Raw genomic sequence first — 17,010 nt, 5'->3', positions numbered from 1 at the left:
TATGGGTAAACTATTGATTTTTAGTGCACCGTCAGGGTCGGGGAAGAGTACAATCGTTCAGTGGCTGATGCAGCATGAGGACTTGCGACTCGCGTTTTCCATCTCCTGTACCAGCCGACCGCCTCGGGGAACGGAGCAGCATGGAGTGGAATATTTCTTCCTGACGCCCGACGAGTTCAAAAAACGTATAGAGAACAATGAGTTCCTGGAATATGAAGAGGTGTATAAGGACCGCTTTTACGGAACACTCAAGTCACAGGTCGATTTGCAGTTGGAGGCGGGACAGAACGTGATTTTCGATGTCGATGTGAAGGGTGGCTGCAACATCAAGGAACATTATGGCGATCAGGCACTGAGTATATTCATCCAACCACCGTCGGTCAGAGAGCTGAGACGACGGCTTGAAGGGCGCGGAACGGACACTCCGGAGGTTATCGAAGACCGTCTCGCGAAAGCCGAATACGAGATGACGTTTGCTCCGAGATTCGACCGCGTCGTGGTGAACGATGATCTGGAGACGGCAAAGGCAGAAACGCTCGCAATCGTACGAAAATTCTTGGAATGAAACGCATACGCACAGGGCTCTTCGGGGGAACTTTCAACCCCATACATGTCGGTCATATCGGATTGGCAAGTGCCATCCTGAAAGCGGCTCGCCTGTCGGAAGTGTGGTTTATGGTGACTCCGCAAAACCCGTTTAAGGTCAGCCACCAACTGCTTGACGACAACCTGCGCCTGGAGATGGTGGAAAAGGCGTTGGAAAACTATCCCCGGCTCATTGCCAGTGACTATGAGTTCCGGTTGCCGAAGCCGTCGTTCACATGGCGCACACTGCAGGCACTCAACGAAGACTATCCCGACCGTCGTTTCGTCTTGCTCATCGGTGCCGATAATTGGTTGAGCTTCGACCGTTGGGCAGAGCCGGAGAAGATTCTCAAAGCATGTCAGATTGTGATTTATCCACGCGAAGGCTATCCGGTCGATGAGGCTGCCCTGCCACGGAATGTGCGGTTGCTCAATACACCTTATTTCCATGTCAGCAGTACGGAGATACGGCAACGCATGCAGGAGGGGCGTCCGATAGAGGGCTTGGTCCCTTCGGAGATAGAAGAGATGGTTTGTAAAGCATATCGGAAATGAAACGTTTCGTAAAAATAGCAGGTGACTTTTTCAGTCTGTTGTTCAAGCCCATTTATCTCAACGGCGGCTTTTTCTTCTTCATGTATGTGCTCGGTGTGGCATGTGGATGGATAGAAGCGCCGGCAGGATACGAGAAGAAGATGTATCCCAACACATACATCGAACTCTTCGTTGACCTATATATAATATGTTTTCTGCTTGCATTGCTCCCTCAGCGCATCCGCCGGTGGGTGCGTGCGGTGCTGTATGTGCTTTTCTACGGAATGGCTTTCATCGATGTATTTTGCTACGTGAAGTTCGGTTCGCTGTTCAGTCCGTCGATGCTCCTTTTGGTGGGCGAGACGACGGGTAGGGAAGCGGGTGAGTTCCTGGGCGAATATATCAGTCTCGACTTGCTCTCAACGCCACTGGTTTGGGTGTTGGTCATCCTTTTATTACACCTCATAAAAAGTTTTTCCTACAAACGGCTGCGGTCATTTTTCAGTCGTTTCCGTCTGAATTTCCGTCTGTCAGCCTGTTGCGGAGTCCTGGTACTGGGCTTGCTCGTCTATGGAGGCATCGTCACTGCGCACAACAAGGCAGCAACATGGCGGCTGTTGAGCTTCGAGCGGATAGGAGATGTGGAGCATGAGTTGACGCAGTCTCGCACTTGCGCCCGGCTTTATACTCCGGTGCATCGCCTGGTGTTCAGTCTTCGTTCGAACCAGTTGATTGCCCGTCAGGTGGTGAAATTGGTCGAGGCGAAGGAGCAGGTGACGGTGGATAGTTGTTCGTTCCGCACGCCCAATATCGTGCTGATTATCGGTGAAAGTTATAATCGCCACCATGCAGGCTTATATGACTATGAGAAGGAGACGACACCCCTTCAGAGTGAGCGCGCCCGAACGGACGGGCTTATCCCTTTCAGCGACGTGGTGGCACCGTGGAATCTGACCAGTTACGTCTTTAAGTTGATGTTTTCGCTCTATACGGTGGGCGACGAGGGCGAGTGGTGCGACTACCCGATGTTCCCGACGGTGTTCCGAAAGGCGGGCTATCGGGTGACGTTCCTCACCAACCAGTTCTTGCCGAAGGCAAAAGAAGCCATCTACGATTTCAGCGGTGGTTTCTTTCTGAACAATCCCGAGTTATCGAAGTCGATGTTCGACCTGCGCAACGACAGTCTGCACACCTACGACGAGGGACTGTTGAGCGATTATGAACAGATGCGGAACTCCGGTAAACTGGCGGAGAACAATCTGATTATCTTCCACCTGATGGGGCAGCACATGGCTTACAAGGCACGCTATCCACGCAACCGGCGCGTGTTCAAGGACTATCACTATGAGCATCGCACCGACCTCAAACACAAGGACGTGCGCATCTTGTCGCATTACGACAATGCCACGTTGTACAATGACTCCGTCGTTGACCAGATTATACGGTGCTTCGAAGGCGAACAGGCGGTCGTTATCTATGTTCCCGACCATGGCGAAGAGTGCTATGACGGCAAACTGAACAAGATGGGGCGTCTGCATCAGGCGACGATAGATGCCCGTCTGGCGCGTGAGGAGTTTGAGATTCCCTTCTGGGTGTGGTGCTCGCAGCGTTTCCGCGTCGCCCACCCCGATGTGTATGAGCGGTTGCAGAGCGTGCGGAATCTTCCGTTGATGACCGATGCCCTTCCTCATCTGCTGCTCGGTCTTGCAGGAATCAAGACACCGGCATATCAGGAGCGTTTGGACATCCTGTCGCCGGCATACGACACGAAGCGTCCACGAATCATGAAGATGCAGAAAGATTATAACCAGCTACAAGCAAAAAGAAACGCAAAGAATGATAAAACCGTCAGATAGTCAATTACTTAATCGTGCTGAATGTAATGTCCTGCGAGGCATTGCCATTCTGGGTATCGTTCTCCACAACTACACCCATTGGCTGCGGCCGATGGTCAAGGAGAACGAATATACGTTCAAGCAAGGCAATGCCGACCGAATGGCTGAACTGCTTTCCCAGCCCGCTTGGTACCTGCCGGCGCAGTTGCTCTCGTTCTTCGGGCATTATGGTGTGCCCATTTTCTTGTTTCTCAGTGCTTTCGGGTTGGTCATGAAGTATGAGCAGAAGATACCCGCCACTCCCGTTCCGCCAACGGGAAAGGAAGAGTCGGCATGGTCTTTCCTGCGCCAGCATTTCCTCAAACTCTTCAAACTGATGCTGACGGGATTTGTCATCTTCGTTCTTGTTGACGGCATGACACCGCGACCGCACCACTACCGCCTGTTAGACGTAGTGGCACAGTTGGGCATGTTCAACAACCTGCTGCCGCATCCCGAGCGGGTCATTTGGCCTGGTCCCTACTGGTTCTTCGGACTCATGATGCAGTTGTATGTCATTTATCGGCTGCTGTTGTATCGCCGTTCCAGTTGGTGGGTGCTCTGTTTGATGCTGGTTTGCACGGCTGTCCAGATGTTCTTTTCTCCAGCCGGTGAGGAACTGAACTATCTGCGTTACAATTTCGTGGGCGGAGTGCTTCCGTTTGGTCTCGGACTACTCTTTGCCCGACATGGACGAATGCCCACGCAGAAAGCCTATTATTGCATCGTGCTGGTGGTTGCCCTGCTCCTCATATTCCTTATGAGCAGGCAGTTCCTGCCCTGGTTTTTCGTCCCGGTTGCCGTTTGTGCGGCTGCCATTGTTGCGGTGAAATTGCTGCCGGCGGGTCTGCTCGGTCCGTTGGAGTGGGTCGGTGAAATCAGTGCCGTCCTCTTTATCGTTCATCCGGCAGTTCGTAAAGTCGTGATACCGTTGTCTCACCAAGGCGAAATCTATGCGGGACTCTTGATTTACCTCATCGTCTCGCTGGTGCTGGCATTGCTTGTCGGGCAGTTGTTGAAAAGAATCCCCACTCCTAAAAGTAAGAAACCATGAAAGATATCATCCGTTTAGTTCGCCCGAAGCAGTGGCTGAAGAATGTGTTTGTGCTCATTCCCGTGTTTTTCGGAGGCAGACTGTCCGACGTGCACGACCTTTTGGCAACCGCTTTTGCTTTCGTGGCATTCAGTTTCGCCGCCTCTTCCATCTATTGTTTCAACGACATCATCGATGCCGATGCCGACCGTCGCCACCCCGTGAAGTGCTCACGCCCCGTCGCCAGAGGTGCTGTTACCATGCGACAAGCCTATATGCTGATGGCTCAGATGATACTGCTCGCACTTTGTGTCGTGCTCTGTGGCAGATATCTTTCCGTCTTCACCCCCTCACAAGCGCTCCGCGTGGGAGGTGTCATCGTCGGTTATTGGTTGCTCAACCTCGCCTATTGCGCGTGGCTGAAGAAATATGCCATCGTCGATGTGAGCGTTATCGCCTTCGGATTCGTGCTGCGCGTCCTTGCAGGAGGCTTTGCCACCGACATCATTCCCAGCCGGTGGCTCGTGCTCATGACCTTCCTCCTTACCCTCTTCCTGTCGCTTGCCAAGCGGCGCGACGATGTTCTTCGGATGAATGCCACGGGTGAGGCGCCGCGCACGAACACCATCCGATACAACCTCACCTTCATCAATCAGGCGATTACCATCACAGCCAGCATCACCACCGTCTGCTACATCATGTACACGGTGTCGCCGGAGGTCATTGCCCGCTTCCAGACGGAATACCTCTATCTGACGACCTGTTTCGTCATTTTGGGCTTGCTGCGGTATATACAAATCACCGTCGTCGACGAACAGAGCGGCGACCCCACGAAAATCATGCTCCGCGACCGCTTCATGCAGGCTGTTGTCGTGTTGTGGGCAATCTCCTTTGCCATTATCATATACCTGTGACAACCTCTCCCAAACAGACGAAACTTGCAGTGATGGAAAAGAAAAGAATTTACGCATTCGATTTCGACGGGACGCTGACAACGAAGGACACGCTCATCGAATTTATCCGCTTTGCCCGCGGAAATGCTGCCCTCTTATGGGGACTCTTCATCCATAGCCCTCTGTTGGTGCTGATGAAGTTCGGACTTTATCCCAACGGGAAGGCAAAACAGCGCCTCTTTTCCTACTTCTTTAAGGGTGTTTCTGTCGATGAAATGGGCAATTTTTGCACAAATTTCGCAAAAAATGCCGCCCAGATTCTGCGTGCAGACAGGATGAATATGTTGCAGGAGAAACTCGACGAGGGTGCAACGGTCGTCATCGTCTCAGCGAGCATTGAGGACTGGGTGCGCGAGTTCTTTCCCCAACACCCCGACCTGCATGTGATAGGGACGCAAATTGAGGTGGTCAATAATGAGTTGACAGGAAAATTCTCCACCCCCAACTGCTACGGCGAAGAGAAGGTCAGACGTTTGTGCGAACATTTTCCTGACCGCACAAACTATCACCTCGTGGCGTTCGGCGACAGCCGGGGCGACCGCGAACTGCTGGCGTTTGCTGATGAAGGCTACCTCTTGAAAGACTGAAAATGGAACTTCCTAAAACCAAATTCACTTGATTTGCTCATCAAATTCACTGAATTTGGTCACCAATTTCACTGAATTTGGTTTCACAGAGTAGAACTTTCGTTTCGCAAATGGGGTCAGATTGCGTAGAGAAAGTTTCCCGTTTTGATGTAAAAAGTCGCGATTTCATCGATGAAAATAAGGTTGTGAGCTTGTTGGATAAATGGGTTGGGAGAGAAAAGTGGTCGCTAAAAATTCGTCAGATTTGCAGAAAAAGCGTAATTTTGCAGTCTGTAATCAAGCAATTTGGGAATGTTTGGTGCGCTGAAAAAGATAACGCATCGTCTGGACGATGAGCAACGGGGTGAAGTCTGCCGCTTTTTAGTGGTGGGCGTGACAGCCGTAGCCATTCAGTATGGTGTCTATCTGTTGCTGGTGGGGAGGCTCTCTCCGGCGGTGTCCAACACGATAGCCTATCTGGTGAGTTTCTTGTTCAACTATGCGGCATCCACGCGCTACACGTTTCGGGTGCGTTCGTCGGCTCGTCGCGGAATGGGTTTTGCCTTTTCACACCTTGTGAACTATCTCTTGCAGACGGCGTTGCTGGCGTTTTTCCTCTGGTTGGGCGTGAGCAAACCGCTCGCCATGCTGCCCGTGTTCGCTATTTGCGTGCCGGTGAACTTTTTGCTCGTACGGTTTTTCCTTAAAACGAATGGACGATGAAACGGTTTCTGAAACTTTTCCGCCTGGAGCGGGAAGAGCGTCTTCCGGCTTTGGTCATGTTGCTTTTCTTCGTGGCATTGACAACCGTGTTTGTCGTTCATTATTATCCGTATTTCAGCGAATTCAGTTATAAAGGAGGGAATCCGTTCTTCCGCCACTTCCGTGTGTCGGGCTACGACTCATTCCTTTACATCATCACCAGCCGCTGGAGCACATTCCACACCATCGTTTTCCGCCATCCGCTGCTGGTGTTCATGCTCTTCCCCCTCCATGTGCTGAACCACTGGCTGTATCTCGGGACGGGATTGAACTGCGTGCAGTTTGTGATAGCCGTTCCGTTGCTGTTTTCGGCACTTTATGCGTTCATCTTCCTGCTGCGGATTTTCCGTCATGTCCTTGAGATGGGCTTGTGGGAAAGTCGTCTGCTTGCGGCAATGACGTTCTCTTTCGCCCACATCATGCTTGCCGTCTTTGTTCCCGACCATTTCATTCTCTCCATGTTCCTGCTCACCCTGACCCTCTATGTGGCAGGCATGCGGATGAAAAACAAGGCGGCGTTCTCTGCCGGAGAAGCGTTCTGGCTCACATTGCTCACGGGCGGTGTCACGTTGACAAACGGCGTGAAGACCATTCTCGCATCGCTGTTTGTGAATGGGCGTGGCGTGTTCAAGGTGCGCTTCCTCCTGATAGGCGTTGTGTTGCCGTTTGTGTTGCTGACAGCCATCAGCAATCTCACGTATGAACATATCACCCGGCATGAGGAAGTGGCTCGCAGCGAGCAGAAAGCGCGGCGCGACTCGTTGCTCAGAGCCAAGTATCCTGAGCGGAAAGTGGTGAAGAAAGGGCCTCGCAAGCGCGTTGCCGAGCCAATCAGCGAGCAGGGGTTCCTGAAATGGTCGGATATGACCACGCCGCGCTTGAAAAGTATCTGGCACAACCAGTTCGGCGAATCGATACAGCTGCATGAGAAAGACCTGCTCGTCGATTCACAATTCGGCCGCGAACTTTTCGCGCCATACAGTAATGTCTGGAATCATATCGTCGAGATACTTCTCATCCTGCTCTTCCTTGCCGGAATCTGGTGCGGTCGGAAGAGCCGTTTCCTGTGGTTATGCCTTGCGTGGGTGGTGTTCGACATGACGATGCACCTCGGTTTCGGCTTCGCCCTGCGCGAAATCTATCTCATGACAGCCCATTGGGCATTTGTCATACCCATTGCTATCGCGTTTTTGCTCAAGGGCAGCAGTCGGTGGAGAAAGCCGCTGGCGGCACTCACCGGCGGTTTGACGTTGTTCCTATATATATATAATGTGTCGTTGATAATGTCCTATTTTGTGAGTTGAGATGAAACTGAGGGAATTGTTGAGCATCAAGAAAGAAGAGCGTCCGGTCGCCATCGCTGCCGCCTTGTTGGCACTATGCCTCAATGCACTGGTCATCAGCCGATACCATCAGCTGTTCATGGAGCCGGTGGATAATTATTGGAAGCTGTTTATCGACAATTTCCGCATATCGGGCTTTGACCCCATCACCTATTCCGTCGTGTCCAACTGGCATGCCGGTTACAACATCTACCGCCATCCGCTGCTGGCTTTCCTGTGGTATCCCGCCTATCTCTTAAATGCCGGTTTGATGGCATTGTTTGGCATCAATCTCGTGCAGTTCATCGTGGCAGCGGTCATGGTGGTCAATGCGGTTTATGCTGCCGTGTTCCTCTTCCGCATTTTGCGCGAACTCATCGGATTGGGCAAGGCAGACAGTTTCTTGCTTTGCTTGCTGCTGTTCTCGTTTGGCTATGTGATGATTGCCATTTGCGTGCCCGACCATTTCGCCCTGTCGATGACGCTCCTGATACTGACCATCTATCTGTCGGGGCGCAAGGTGAAGACGGGTAGGGAGTTGCCCGTATGGCAGACCGTCGCCCTTTTTGTGCTGACCGCCGGCGTCTCTCTGAACAATGGTGTCAAGACTTTCATCGCAGCCCTCTTCGTGAACGGTAAGCGCTTTTTCCGTCCGCGATTCCTGCTGCTTGCCGTCATTCTCCCTGCAGCACTGATGTGGGGCTTCTGCCGACTGGAATACCGCATCTATGAACTGCCGAAGTACAAGGCACGTCAGGAAATCAAAAAGAAAAAGGAGGCGAAGGCGAGAGAGAAACTCATGCGGACCATCACCGACACCATCGCAGTGAAGGATTCCGCACAAATCAAGGCAGCATATACGAAAGAGTTGAACCGCCGCATCAAGGCACGCTATAAGCGCAATCATCTCAAACATGGTGAACCGCTGATGCAAGGGGAGTTCATGGGGTGGACCGACGTGACGACCGACCGCTGGAGTTCGGCAGTGGAGAATCTCTTCGGCGAATCAATTCAGTTGCATCGTGACCATCTTTTAGAAGACACGTTGCGCACCCGTCCCGTTATCGTGCGCTACAGACATCTGTATAACTATGTGGTGGAAGGAACTATCGTCCTGCTGTTCCTCGTCGGAATCTGGTGCGGACGGAGGAGTCGCCTGCTCTGGATGGCGCTCTCCTTCTTCGCCTTCGACCTGTTCATCCACTTCATCTTGGGCTTTGGCATCAACGAGATCTATATCATGTCGCCGCACTGGGCATTCATCTTCCCCCTCTCCTTCGCTTTCGCCCTGCGGAAGACGGCAGGGTGGAAGAAACACGCATTCCGCACCCTACTCATCCTCCTCACGCTCTATCTGCTTGTATATAATGGGAGTTTGATGGGGATTTGGTGTAAATTTTTATAAAGGAATAATAGTATAAAAAATATTATTATTATATTTGCACGGCAAGTATATTTTCGTTGATAAGTGTACAAATAAGAAATGACAGATAAAATGAGGATACTTACTATAATAGTGTCATATAACTTTGTGCCTTGGGTTGACAAATGCATAGGAAGTGTAATGACATCTGAGTATTCGACCGACATTTTAGTATTAGACAACGGTTCAAAAGATGACACTGTGAAAATACTATTGGATTTTTTTCCACAAGTAAAACTCATTGAAAATAATGAGAACTTAGGGTTTGGGAAAGCCAATAATATAGGCATTCAATATGCCATAGAACAAGGATATGATGCTGTTTTGTTACTCAATGAAGATGCATGGATCAATCCAAACACTTTGGAACGCTTAGTCAAAGTGAGTAACGAGCATCCAGAATATGGCATTATTTCACCAGTTCATTTAACGGGAGATGGAAGCAAACCAGAAAAGGGATTTTCTAAATATACAGGAATCTACGACATTAACCATTTGCCAGATGCGGAAATTGTAGAGGTTCCGTTCATCAATGCAGCAATTTGGTTTGTTAGGGTTCAAGTACTTAAGAATATAGGATTATTTGCGCCTATATTTTATCATTATGGTGAAGACAAAGACTTAGTAAACAGAATGGCTTTCTATCATTATAAAATTGGGTATATACCTGCTGTTTTTGCTTATCATGATCGTGAATCTAGGCAAATAACAAGAGAAGGTTTTTTCAAAAGTGAATATGTGTATCATTTGTCAGAATATACCAACATTAACTATTCATTTGGTAAAGCATTTTGTTTAGTTGTGTCTGCAATATTAAAAAAAACGTGTTCTTCGCTTTTTAAAGGTGAATGGTGTAATATTCTCGCCTATATAAGTTTAGGAATAAAACTATTGATAAAAACGCCCAAAATAGTTGAAGCAAGAAAAATGTCAAAACATGTTGAATTAAATAATTATAAGCCATGAAACTATTAGCTCCTATACTTCTTTTCGTCTATAATCGCCCTACTCATGTGCAACGGCTTGTGAGCTCATTACAAGCTAATGATTTAGCAAAAGATAGCGAGTTGTTTATTTTCTCAGACGCTGCTAAAGACGAGTTGGAAAAAGAGAATGTAAACGAAGTGAGAAGGTTTATTCGTTCTATCAAAGGATTTGGGAATGTTCAAATTGTTGAGCGCTTGGAGAACTGGGGGTTAGCACGATCGATTATTAATGGTGTGACACAAACTTTGAAGCATTACGATCGTGTCATCGTCTTGGAGGATGATCTTTTTGTAGCACCATATTTTCTTCAATTTATGAATGATGCCTTGGAGGCTTATAAAGACGAAGAGCGTGTTGGGCATATACAGGCTTGCGATTTTACACAAGATCCGATGCTTCCCGACACATTTTTGATAAAATGGACAGGTAGTTGGGGTTGGGCAACTTGGCGACGTGCATGGCAATATTTTAACGATGACGGGAGCGAACTTCTTGCTGAGTTAGAACGTCGCAAATTGACTTTTCGTTTCGATTTCAACGGGAAATATGGCTTTACACGGATGTTGAGACGACAGATTGAAGGTAAGAACAATTCATGGGCAATCCGGTGGAATGCATCGCTGTTTCTTAACGATATTTTATCTCTCAATGTTGGTCGTTCACTCGTTCAGAATGAAGGGTTTGATGGCAGTGGGACTAATTGTGGTGGCGGTGGTCTTTATGCATCAAAGTTGTGGCTAAAGCCGTTACCTGTAGTGAAAATTCAACCTATTGAAGAAAATGAAAATGCGCGAAATGTTTATGTGAAATGTTATGCTCGCACGAACTCATTTCTTGCCAAAGCAATTCGTCGCATCAAAAGAACGTTGAAAGGCGATTTTGGAGCTTGATTTTTTATTGTCTTGGCGTAGGGATAATCGAAATTATACTGTGGTTGATACTAATATTTCCGTAAACCGCAGACTTCTTCTGTCATTTTATCCCAAATCGGTCATTAGACGTCTATTTTCGTGGTTAATTTCGTAACTGCTTGGTTACAAGCCTTTTATTGTTTTTTTAATGACCGTCATTAAAAAGTGGATTTGCAAACAACTTATTTTCAGGGAATTACAATTTCAACATCTCCAAATAAACTGTTTAAAAGTTGGCTATCCGGGCACTTCCCCTGCATTGCGCAGTTGGAAGAACTTGTCCATGATGTAGGTGTCTTCCTTGTAGGTCAGTTTCATGTTTGTTTCCTCGCCGTTGACCACGAAGATGGGTTGGTCGGGGAGGTATTTCTTCACGACGCCGCAGTCATCGGTCACTTTGAATTGCGGGTCTTTGAGTGCCTTGTCGTATGCCTCGCGGATGGTGGTGATGGCGAACGCCTGCGGTGTCTGTCCGCGTTTCAGGCGCGAGCGTTCGGGGATGCTGTGGATGAAGTCGCCTTCCACGTCGATGATGGTATCGGTGGCGGGTATGGCGACGTCGATGGCATGATGGTGGTGCAGGGCAACATCCAAGTCGTCATCCCATGGGATGAAGCCATTATGGCGGATGGCTCCCAATAAGGTTCCTCCATAGAGGAAATAGGGAATGTCATGCTTCTTGCAGATTTTGTCCAAGACTTTGACCATCTCCAGCATCTTGAGTTGGTGTCTTCTTATGAGCGATCCTTCAGGATTGAATCGTCTTTTCAGTTCTTCAGGATTGAACCTTATGTCTTCTTGCATTAGCCAAGCATGTTAAGAAATTGTTCTGCGCACCACAGTTGCCACTTTTGGTTGCCAGTCAGTTCGCCCATCGGGATATCTGTGCGGAATTCAGGGCGCTTGGGACCTTCCCAGTCTTTAAAAATGGTATCGACAGGGCGGGGCATTGGAATCTTGAAAGGGATTTCCAATTCTGGATACTTCATGGCGTAAAGTTCGCGTACCAGATATTTCGGTTCGCCGTTGCGCACACGCTGCATGTCCAACGGTTCTGCCATTACCAGGCAGGCATAGGGGTCATAATAGGGCATCCATGCCGCACCGAAGGCATTCAGGTATGAGCCACTGCTCTCAATGGAAAACACTTCGTCCATAAAGCGCATCACATCAATTTCGTCTTTGCCGATGCGGTATCTCTCAAACAGTTCCGTTTGGCTGACGGGGTTTTTCAATACCAATTCGGGCTCCAGGAAAGTATAGCGCTTGGCAAAAGCGTCGAATGTCCATTCGGGCGAAATCAGTTTGTCCATCCCGCCAAATATCAGGTCGGCACTTTCGCCTACAATCACCAGCTGCACGCCATCTTTCTTCGCCAATTCAGCTGCTTTGTAAATCTGTGGTTCTATCGAGTGGACGGGCGCAAACTTGTGGTGCATCACCACTGGTGTGTATTTCTTGTAATCGTCTATGGATATGTCGATGAGATGGTGGCACAACTGCCACTTCTCACAATACTTTTTTGCTCGGTTGATATCCGCGTCAAACTCGCCAGAAGCGGAATTGAAGGTGTATGCATGGCTTCCCGGTTTCAGGTATGATGCCAAGTTGGCACTGTCCATTCCTCCTGACAGCAGGATGCCGATATGCTCGTATTTGTCATATAGCGCATCAAACTGCTTACGAATCTCACGGTCAATGTCCGCTGCGGTTTTCACGGGAATCTGTTCTGCGGCACTGACGGGGCGAAAATTCTTATGCTGAAAACCCTCCGCAAAATCCATTCCGTCTTTCCAAATATAACGGAATGCCATATATGAACTGAGGCAGAAATCTTTATTTATCATTGTTGTTCTATTTTACGTCTGTCAAATCGTGTTTTCTCACTGCGTCCAAAGCTTCATTGATTTTCGTGGAAGAAATGCCTTTCGTGTAGGGGAAATAGACAATCTTAATCCCTTCTTCGGCAAACTCCTCTTCGTACTTTTTCCATTTCTCCGTGCCATACCAGTCGTCACCTACGAAGAGATACTGCGCCCCTAACTTCTTGCAAGCTGCGAGCTTGTCCATGTCGTACTGAGGCACGGCAGCATCCACGTACTTGCAGCTACGCACCAGTTCGATGCGGTCTTCAAACGGGATCATCGCCTGCTTCCCTTTGTATGCGACCAATTCATCGACAGTTACGCCGACCACCAGCTTGTCGCACATGCCTTTGGCGTTTTTCAAAAGGTTCAGATGACCAATGTGGAATAAGTCATAAACGCCTGTTGTGTATCCAATAACCATATTGCTTTCTGCTAATTCTTTTTATCTAAAGTGAATCTAATGACAAAGTTATGTAAATTTCTCAACATCTCCAAATAAAGTGTTTAAAAGTTGACTATCCGAGCTCTTTCCCTGCATCACGCAGTTGGAAGAACTTGTCCATGATGTAGGTGTCTTCCTTGTAGGTCAGTTTCATGTTTGTTTCCTCGCCGTTGACCACGAAGATGGGTTGGTCGGGGAGGTATTTCTTCACGACGCCGCAGTCGTCGGTCACTTTGAATTGCGGGTCTTTGAGTGCCTTGTCGTATGCTTCGCGGATGGTGGTGATGGTGAACGCCTGCGGTGTCTGCCCGCGTTTCAGGCGCGAGCGTTCGGGGATGCTGTGGATGAAGTCGCCTTCCACGTCGATGATGGTGTCGGTGGCGGGTATGGCGACGTCGATGGCATGATGGTGGTGCAGGGCTTCTGCCACGTCGTTGATGATGCGCTGGCTGACGAGCGGCCGCACGGCATCGTGGAAAATCAGGTTGACATCGTCGCTGGCGTAGGCGTTGATGGCAGAGAGGCTCGAGTCGTAGCGCTCCTTGCCGCCTTTGAGGATTTTTTTCACCTTCTTCCAGCCGTTGCGCAGCACGATGTCCTCGAACTCGGAAATGAGCATGGGGTTGGAGACGATGGCGATTTCGTCGATATGGCTGTTGCGCTCGAAGGCGTCAATGGTGTGTTCGACCACCATTTTTCCTGCCACCTTGAAGAATTGTTTCGGAGTGGAAAGTCCTAAGCGGGTGCCGACACCGCCTGCGAGTATCACGGCAATATTTCTTCTCATCGCTTCTGTTTTTTTTGTTTTTGCAAATGTAGTGAGAATATGGGGAAAAGCCAAATAAAACGATTTTTATTTCGTTTTTCCTAAAATATTCTTTACTTTTGCGAAACATAACCAGCCATCATGGAATCTGTGTTGAAAAAAGTCTCAGTAGTAATGTGCACCTATAATGGTGAGTCCTTTTTACGTGAGCAATTGGAAACAGTTGTTCATCAAACTTATCCGTTGTATGAACTTATCATTCAGGATGACAATTCTACTGACGAAACCATGAATATTATTAAAGAATATGAGCAGAAGTATTCTTTCGTAAAGGTATATAACAATGAAGGTGAACATGGTGTAAATGGAAACTTTTTCAGTGCTTTCCGTCGTGCAACGGGCGAATATATTGCCGTCTGTGACCAAGATGATATTTGGGAACTAAACAAAATAGAGCAACAAGTAGAAAACATAGGTGAGAAACTTATGTGTGCGCATTTAACAAAACCTTTTTCAGGAGATGGTTCATCCGTGTATTTTGATGCCCGTCATCCCAATGTGGGACTGCTAAGAACCATTTATCGTCCGGAAATTGCCGGACATTCCATGCTCTTTCGGCGTGACTTATTGGAAAAGATTCCTTTTGATAAGGAACTGTTAAAAACGCGCATGTATGATGTTGTACTGTCTTTAGTTGCCGGGGCTTTTGAGAGCATCGTATATCTCCCGCAATCATTGGTCAACCATCGTCGTTATTCGACTGCCGCAACATTTACATCTGTAAAGGATATTCCCCGTCCGACGTTGGGGAATGGTGTTTATATGCTTTGGTGGTCGCTACGTAACTATCGGAAAATCAAACAACTTTCGCGCCCCAACTACGAAAATATCCGTCAGTTTCTGGAAGCATTACCCACTGATTCGTTCAGCAAAAAGGAAGGGCTCAGAATGCTCAACCTGCAGTTGTCTGACCGTTGGATAGACTTTTTACGGTTTCAACGCTTTTGCATCCGCCATCGTCATGAGATATTCCACACTCAAAAAGGAGGCATTTTGCAATGGTTGAGAGCGGCACTCTATCCAATTTTGTCATCTTATAATCAACGTTTTTTGTTAAAAGGGAAACCATAATTTTTCGTTTTTCCTGCCCGGAAATGGGTTATCAAAACGGTGAAGCGGTTGGTTTGCCGCGATGTCGGGATTGTATATTTATGCAAGGGGCGAGCGTTTGGGGCGTGGCTTGTAAGTTATTGTCTTACAGAGGGTTAGAAGTGGCTTTTCAAAAGTGCCACTTTTGGCATGCAAAAGTGGCACTTTTAGGAGGTGAAAGTGGCACTTTTAGGAGCCAAAAGGGCAACTTTTGGAAAGTGAAAGTTCAACTGTTATATTTATACAGTGTTTCTGTATGTTTATGCAGGTTTGCTGGTGGGGTTTTACTTGCGGCGGAAAAAGAATTTCACCACCTCTTCCATGATTTTCACTTTGAGGATTTTCATGACAGCGATGTAGAGTCCGCCGGCGATGAGGATGCGGGCGATGAGCAGCAGCACCATGTTCCCGATGGGGCTGGTGATGAGATAGGTTGTTGCCATGATGGAGAGTGTGATGAGGAGGAACGGGGCGATGTCGCGCAGTACGTCGCGCAGACGCAGCCCGATGAGTCGGTGAGCCATGACTTGCCATACGCCCAGCCATGCGATGTGGAAAGCGGAATAGGCGATGACCATCACCAGGATGCCGTAGTTGTGGAGGGCGATGATGATGGCGATGAGGATGAGGATGTGGAGGGCGGTGCACCACAGGTAGATGTCTGACCGTCCGCGGCTGATGGCGAGGTTGTGGTAGAGGATGTAAACCGGTTCGAAAGCGCCGCTGATGCAGAGAATCTGCAGGAGCGCGACGCTCTCCTTCCATTTCTCGGAGAGGGTGAGGATGATGAATTCATCGGCTACGATAGCCAAGCCGAACAGGCATGGGAAGGAGAGGAAAACCGTGAATCGCAGCATCTTGCGGAACACGCGCTGCTGGCGTTCTTTCTCGTCGTTGATGGAGGCGAGCACGGGCTGCGCCACCTGGGCTATCGTCATGTTGACGAACGAGTGGGCTTTGCAGTCCCAGTGGTGCGCCTGCGAGAAGTAGCCGACCGAGCGGATGGGGTAGAGGCGTCCGAAAATGAATGTCAGGACGTTCTCACTCAACGAGTTGATAATCATCGTGATGAGAATCTTGTAGCTGAAGCTGAACATCCGTTTCACGGGCTCGAAGTTGATGTTGAGCGTGGGATGCCAGGGGGTGTAATACAGCCTGCCGATGAGTATGACGATGTTGTAGATAATCTGCTGCCACGCAAGGCTCCAATAGCCATATCCCTTGAAAGCGAGTGTCACGCCGATGCCTCCGGAGACGAGCAATGCCGAGATGCTGATGATGGCTTTCTCGCGGTTCATCAGGTGCTTGGTGAGATACGCCCCGTGGGCGATGCCGACAGAGGAGACGATGAAAGCCAGGAACAAGACCCGTGCGAGGGTGGTGAGTGCCGGCTGGGAGAAATAGTCGGCGATGAGCGGGGCGCAGAAAAAGAGGATGACATAGAGCGTGATGCTGGCAAGGATGTTGAACCAAAACACCGAGTTGAAGTCCTCCTTGCGCGTCTCTTTCTGGTTGATGAGTGCCACGGCAAAGCCGCTGTCCTGGATATTTCCTGCCACTGCCGTGAAGACAGCCAGCAGTCCGACGATGCCGTAGTCGTCGGGCGAGAGCAGCCGTCCGAGCATGATGCCGAAAAGAATGTTCAGCACCTGCATGCTGCCACTGTTGATGGCACCCCAAAACAGTCCTTTTGCCGTTTTCTCTTTCAGCGTTTCGCTCATATATTATATATAATAATGTGTGTGTTCTATAAAGCTTTGCAAAGGTAACGCTTTTCGTTGAAACAGCAAAAAAATGACCGTTTTTCCGCGTTTGAGCCCAAGAAACGGTGCTTA

Annotated in this window: 15 protein-coding genes and 2 pseudogenes; 12 read left to right on the top strand and 5 right to left on the bottom strand. The window is 49.0% G+C overall.

The genetic code is table 11. The features are described from left to right. Position 1 precedes the first annotated feature (1 nt). From gmk to GRF55_RS10440, 11 genes are all read left to right on the top strand, one after another. Positions 2 to 565 (top strand): guanylate kinase, encoded by a 564-nt coding sequence (gene gmk, locus GRF55_RS10490; protein ID WP_220368354.1) that lies wholly within the window; start codon positions 2 to 4, stop codon positions 563 to 565. Beyond that, a complete protein-coding gene (gene nadD, locus GRF55_RS10485; protein WP_220368353.1) occupies positions 562 to 1,140 on the top strand; it encodes a nicotinate (nicotinamide) nucleotide adenylyltransferase in 579 nt (192 codons plus the stop codon). The genes gmk and nadD overlap by 4 nt, the downstream gene beginning before the upstream one ends. Beyond that, complete coding sequence (locus tag GRF55_RS10480; RefSeq protein ID WP_220368352.1) at positions 1,137 to 2,975, top strand: phosphoethanolamine transferase; 1,839 nt, start codon at positions 1,137 to 1,139, stop codon at positions 2,973 to 2,975. The genes nadD and GRF55_RS10480 overlap by 4 nt, the downstream gene beginning before the upstream one ends. Next, on the top strand, positions 2,956 to 4,047 hold the full coding sequence (locus GRF55_RS10475) for an acyltransferase (protein ID WP_220368351.1): 1,092 nt from the start codon (positions 2,956 to 2,958) through the stop codon (positions 4,045 to 4,047). Before GRF55_RS10480 ends, GRF55_RS10475 begins: the two co-directional genes overlap by 20 nt. After that, positions 4,044 to 4,940: a decaprenyl-phosphate phosphoribosyltransferase gene (locus tag GRF55_RS10470; RefSeq protein WP_220368350.1), complete on the top strand. Its 897-nt coding sequence runs from the start codon at positions 4,044 to 4,046 to the stop codon at positions 4,938 to 4,940. Before GRF55_RS10475 ends, GRF55_RS10470 begins: the two co-directional genes overlap by 4 nt. Before the next feature lie 32 nt (positions 4,941 to 4,972). Then, a complete protein-coding gene (locus tag GRF55_RS10465; protein ID WP_220368349.1) occupies positions 4,973 to 5,566 on the top strand; it encodes an HAD family hydrolase in 594 nt (197 codons plus the stop codon). Between the two features lie 291 nt (positions 5,567 to 5,857). Further along, positions 5,858 to 6,268, top strand: a complete 411-nt coding sequence (locus GRF55_RS10460; RefSeq protein ID WP_220369699.1) for a GtrA family protein — start codon at positions 5,858 to 5,860, stop codon at positions 6,266 to 6,268. Then, positions 6,265 to 7,611 (top strand): DUF6080 domain-containing protein, encoded by a 1,347-nt coding sequence (locus GRF55_RS10455; RefSeq protein WP_220368348.1) that lies wholly within the window; start codon positions 6,265 to 6,267, stop codon positions 7,609 to 7,611. Before GRF55_RS10460 ends, GRF55_RS10455 begins: the two co-directional genes overlap by 4 nt. 1 nt (position 7,612) lies before the next feature. Beyond that, the gene (locus GRF55_RS10450; protein WP_220368347.1) at positions 7,613 to 9,034 is read left to right on the top strand and encodes a DUF6080 domain-containing protein; all 1,422 of its coding nucleotides are present in this window, start codon (positions 7,613 to 7,615) and stop codon (positions 9,032 to 9,034) included. Positions 9,035 to 9,112: 78 nt separating this feature from the next. Further along, positions 9,113 to 10,018, top strand: a complete 906-nt coding sequence (locus tag GRF55_RS10445; protein ID WP_255563790.1) for a glycosyltransferase family 2 protein — start codon at positions 9,113 to 9,115, stop codon at positions 10,016 to 10,018. Beyond that, positions 10,015 to 10,929 (top strand): glycosyltransferase, encoded by a 915-nt coding sequence (locus tag GRF55_RS10440; protein WP_220368346.1) that lies wholly within the window; start codon positions 10,015 to 10,017, stop codon positions 10,927 to 10,929. Before GRF55_RS10445 ends, GRF55_RS10440 begins: the two co-directional genes overlap by 4 nt. Before the next feature lie 276 nt (positions 10,930 to 11,205). On the opposite strand, the pseudogene GRF55_RS11760 reads toward GRF55_RS10440, so the two are convergent. The 4 genes and pseudogenes from GRF55_RS11760 to GRF55_RS10420 form a co-directional block, all read right to left on the bottom strand. Then, positions 11,206 to 11,658: pseudogene (locus GRF55_RS11760) on the bottom strand (2-C-methyl-D-erythritol 4-phosphate cytidylyltransferase); the annotation flags it as partial. 95 nt (positions 11,659 to 11,753) lie between these two features. Next, entirely contained in the window at positions 11,754 to 12,797 is a 1,044-nt protein-coding gene (locus GRF55_RS10430; RefSeq protein WP_220368344.1) for an asparagine synthase C-terminal domain-containing protein, read from the bottom strand. Positions 12,798 to 12,804: 7 nt separating this feature from the next. Then, complete coding sequence (locus GRF55_RS10425) at positions 12,805 to 13,239, bottom strand: adenylyltransferase/cytidyltransferase family protein (RefSeq protein ID WP_220368343.1); 435 nt, start codon at positions 13,237 to 13,239, stop codon at positions 12,805 to 12,807. Between the two features lie 118 nt (positions 13,240 to 13,357). Continuing rightward, a pseudogene (locus GRF55_RS10420) lies at positions 13,358 to 14,047 on the bottom strand (2-C-methyl-D-erythritol 4-phosphate cytidylyltransferase); the annotation flags it as partial. A 120-nt stretch (positions 14,048 to 14,167) separates the two neighbouring features. On the opposite strand from GRF55_RS10420, the gene GRF55_RS10415 reads away from it, so the two are divergent. Continuing rightward, a complete protein-coding gene (locus GRF55_RS10415) occupies positions 14,168 to 15,157 on the top strand; it encodes a glycosyltransferase (protein WP_220368341.1) in 990 nt (329 codons plus the stop codon). A gap of 302 nt (positions 15,158 to 15,459) precedes the next feature. On the opposite strand, the gene GRF55_RS10410 is transcribed toward GRF55_RS10415, so the two are convergent. Continuing rightward, a complete protein-coding gene (locus tag GRF55_RS10410; protein WP_220368340.1) occupies positions 15,460 to 16,896 on the bottom strand; it encodes a lipopolysaccharide biosynthesis protein in 1,437 nt (478 codons plus the stop codon). Between the last annotated feature and the right edge of the window lie 114 nt (positions 16,897 to 17,010).

Source organism: Prevotella sp. Rep29 (genome assembly GCF_019551475.1).
Taxonomy (GTDB): domain Bacteria; phylum Bacteroidota; class Bacteroidia; order Bacteroidales; family Bacteroidaceae; genus Prevotella.
This window is presented reverse-complemented; position numbering and strand designations above follow the sequence as displayed.

What these genes read in the sequence shown, in the direction of transcription:
- GRF55_RS10430 (WP_220368344.1), bottom strand. Translation starts at nt 12,797, where the DNA reads ATGATAAATAAAGATTTCTGCCTCAGTTCATATATGGCATTCCGTTAT.
- GRF55_RS10480 (WP_220368352.1), top strand. Translation starts at nt 1,137, where the DNA reads ATGAAACGTTTCGTAAAAATAGCAGGTGACTTTTTCAGTCTGTTGTTC.
- gmk (WP_220368354.1), top strand. Translation starts at nt 2, where the DNA reads ATGGGTAAACTATTGATTTTTAGTGCACCGTCAGGGTCGGGGAAGAGT.
- GRF55_RS10445 (WP_255563790.1), top strand. Translation starts at nt 9,113, where the DNA reads ATGACAGATAAAATGAGGATACTTACTATAATAGTGTCATATAACTTT.
- GRF55_RS10440 (WP_220368346.1), top strand. Translation starts at nt 10,015, where the DNA reads ATGAAACTATTAGCTCCTATACTTCTTTTCGTCTATAATCGCCCTACT.
- GRF55_RS10410 (WP_220368340.1), bottom strand. Translation starts at nt 16,896, where the DNA reads ATGAGCGAAACGCTGAAAGAGAAAACGGCAAAAGGACTGTTTTGGGGT.
- GRF55_RS10465 (WP_220368349.1), top strand. Translation starts at nt 4,973, where the DNA reads ATGGAAAAGAAAAGAATTTACGCATTCGATTTCGACGGGACGCTGACA.
- GRF55_RS10450 (WP_220368347.1), top strand. Translation starts at nt 7,613, where the DNA reads ATGAAACTGAGGGAATTGTTGAGCATCAAGAAAGAAGAGCGTCCGGTC.
- GRF55_RS10425 (WP_220368343.1), bottom strand. Translation starts at nt 13,239, where the DNA reads ATGGTTATTGGATACACAACAGGCGTTTATGACTTATTCCACATTGGT.
- GRF55_RS10470 (WP_220368350.1), top strand. Translation starts at nt 4,044, where the DNA reads ATGAAAGATATCATCCGTTTAGTTCGCCCGAAGCAGTGGCTGAAGAAT.
- GRF55_RS10460 (WP_220369699.1), top strand. Translation starts at nt 5,858, where the DNA reads ATGTTTGGTGCGCTGAAAAAGATAACGCATCGTCTGGACGATGAGCAA.
- nadD (WP_220368353.1), top strand. Translation starts at nt 562, where the DNA reads ATGAAACGCATACGCACAGGGCTCTTCGGGGGAACTTTCAACCCCATA.
- GRF55_RS10475 (WP_220368351.1), top strand. Translation starts at nt 2,956, where the DNA reads ATGATAAAACCGTCAGATAGTCAATTACTTAATCGTGCTGAATGTAAT.
- GRF55_RS10455 (WP_220368348.1), top strand. Translation starts at nt 6,265, where the DNA reads ATGAAACGGTTTCTGAAACTTTTCCGCCTGGAGCGGGAAGAGCGTCTT.
- GRF55_RS10415 (WP_220368341.1), top strand. Translation starts at nt 14,168, where the DNA reads ATGGAATCTGTGTTGAAAAAAGTCTCAGTAGTAATGTGCACCTATAAT.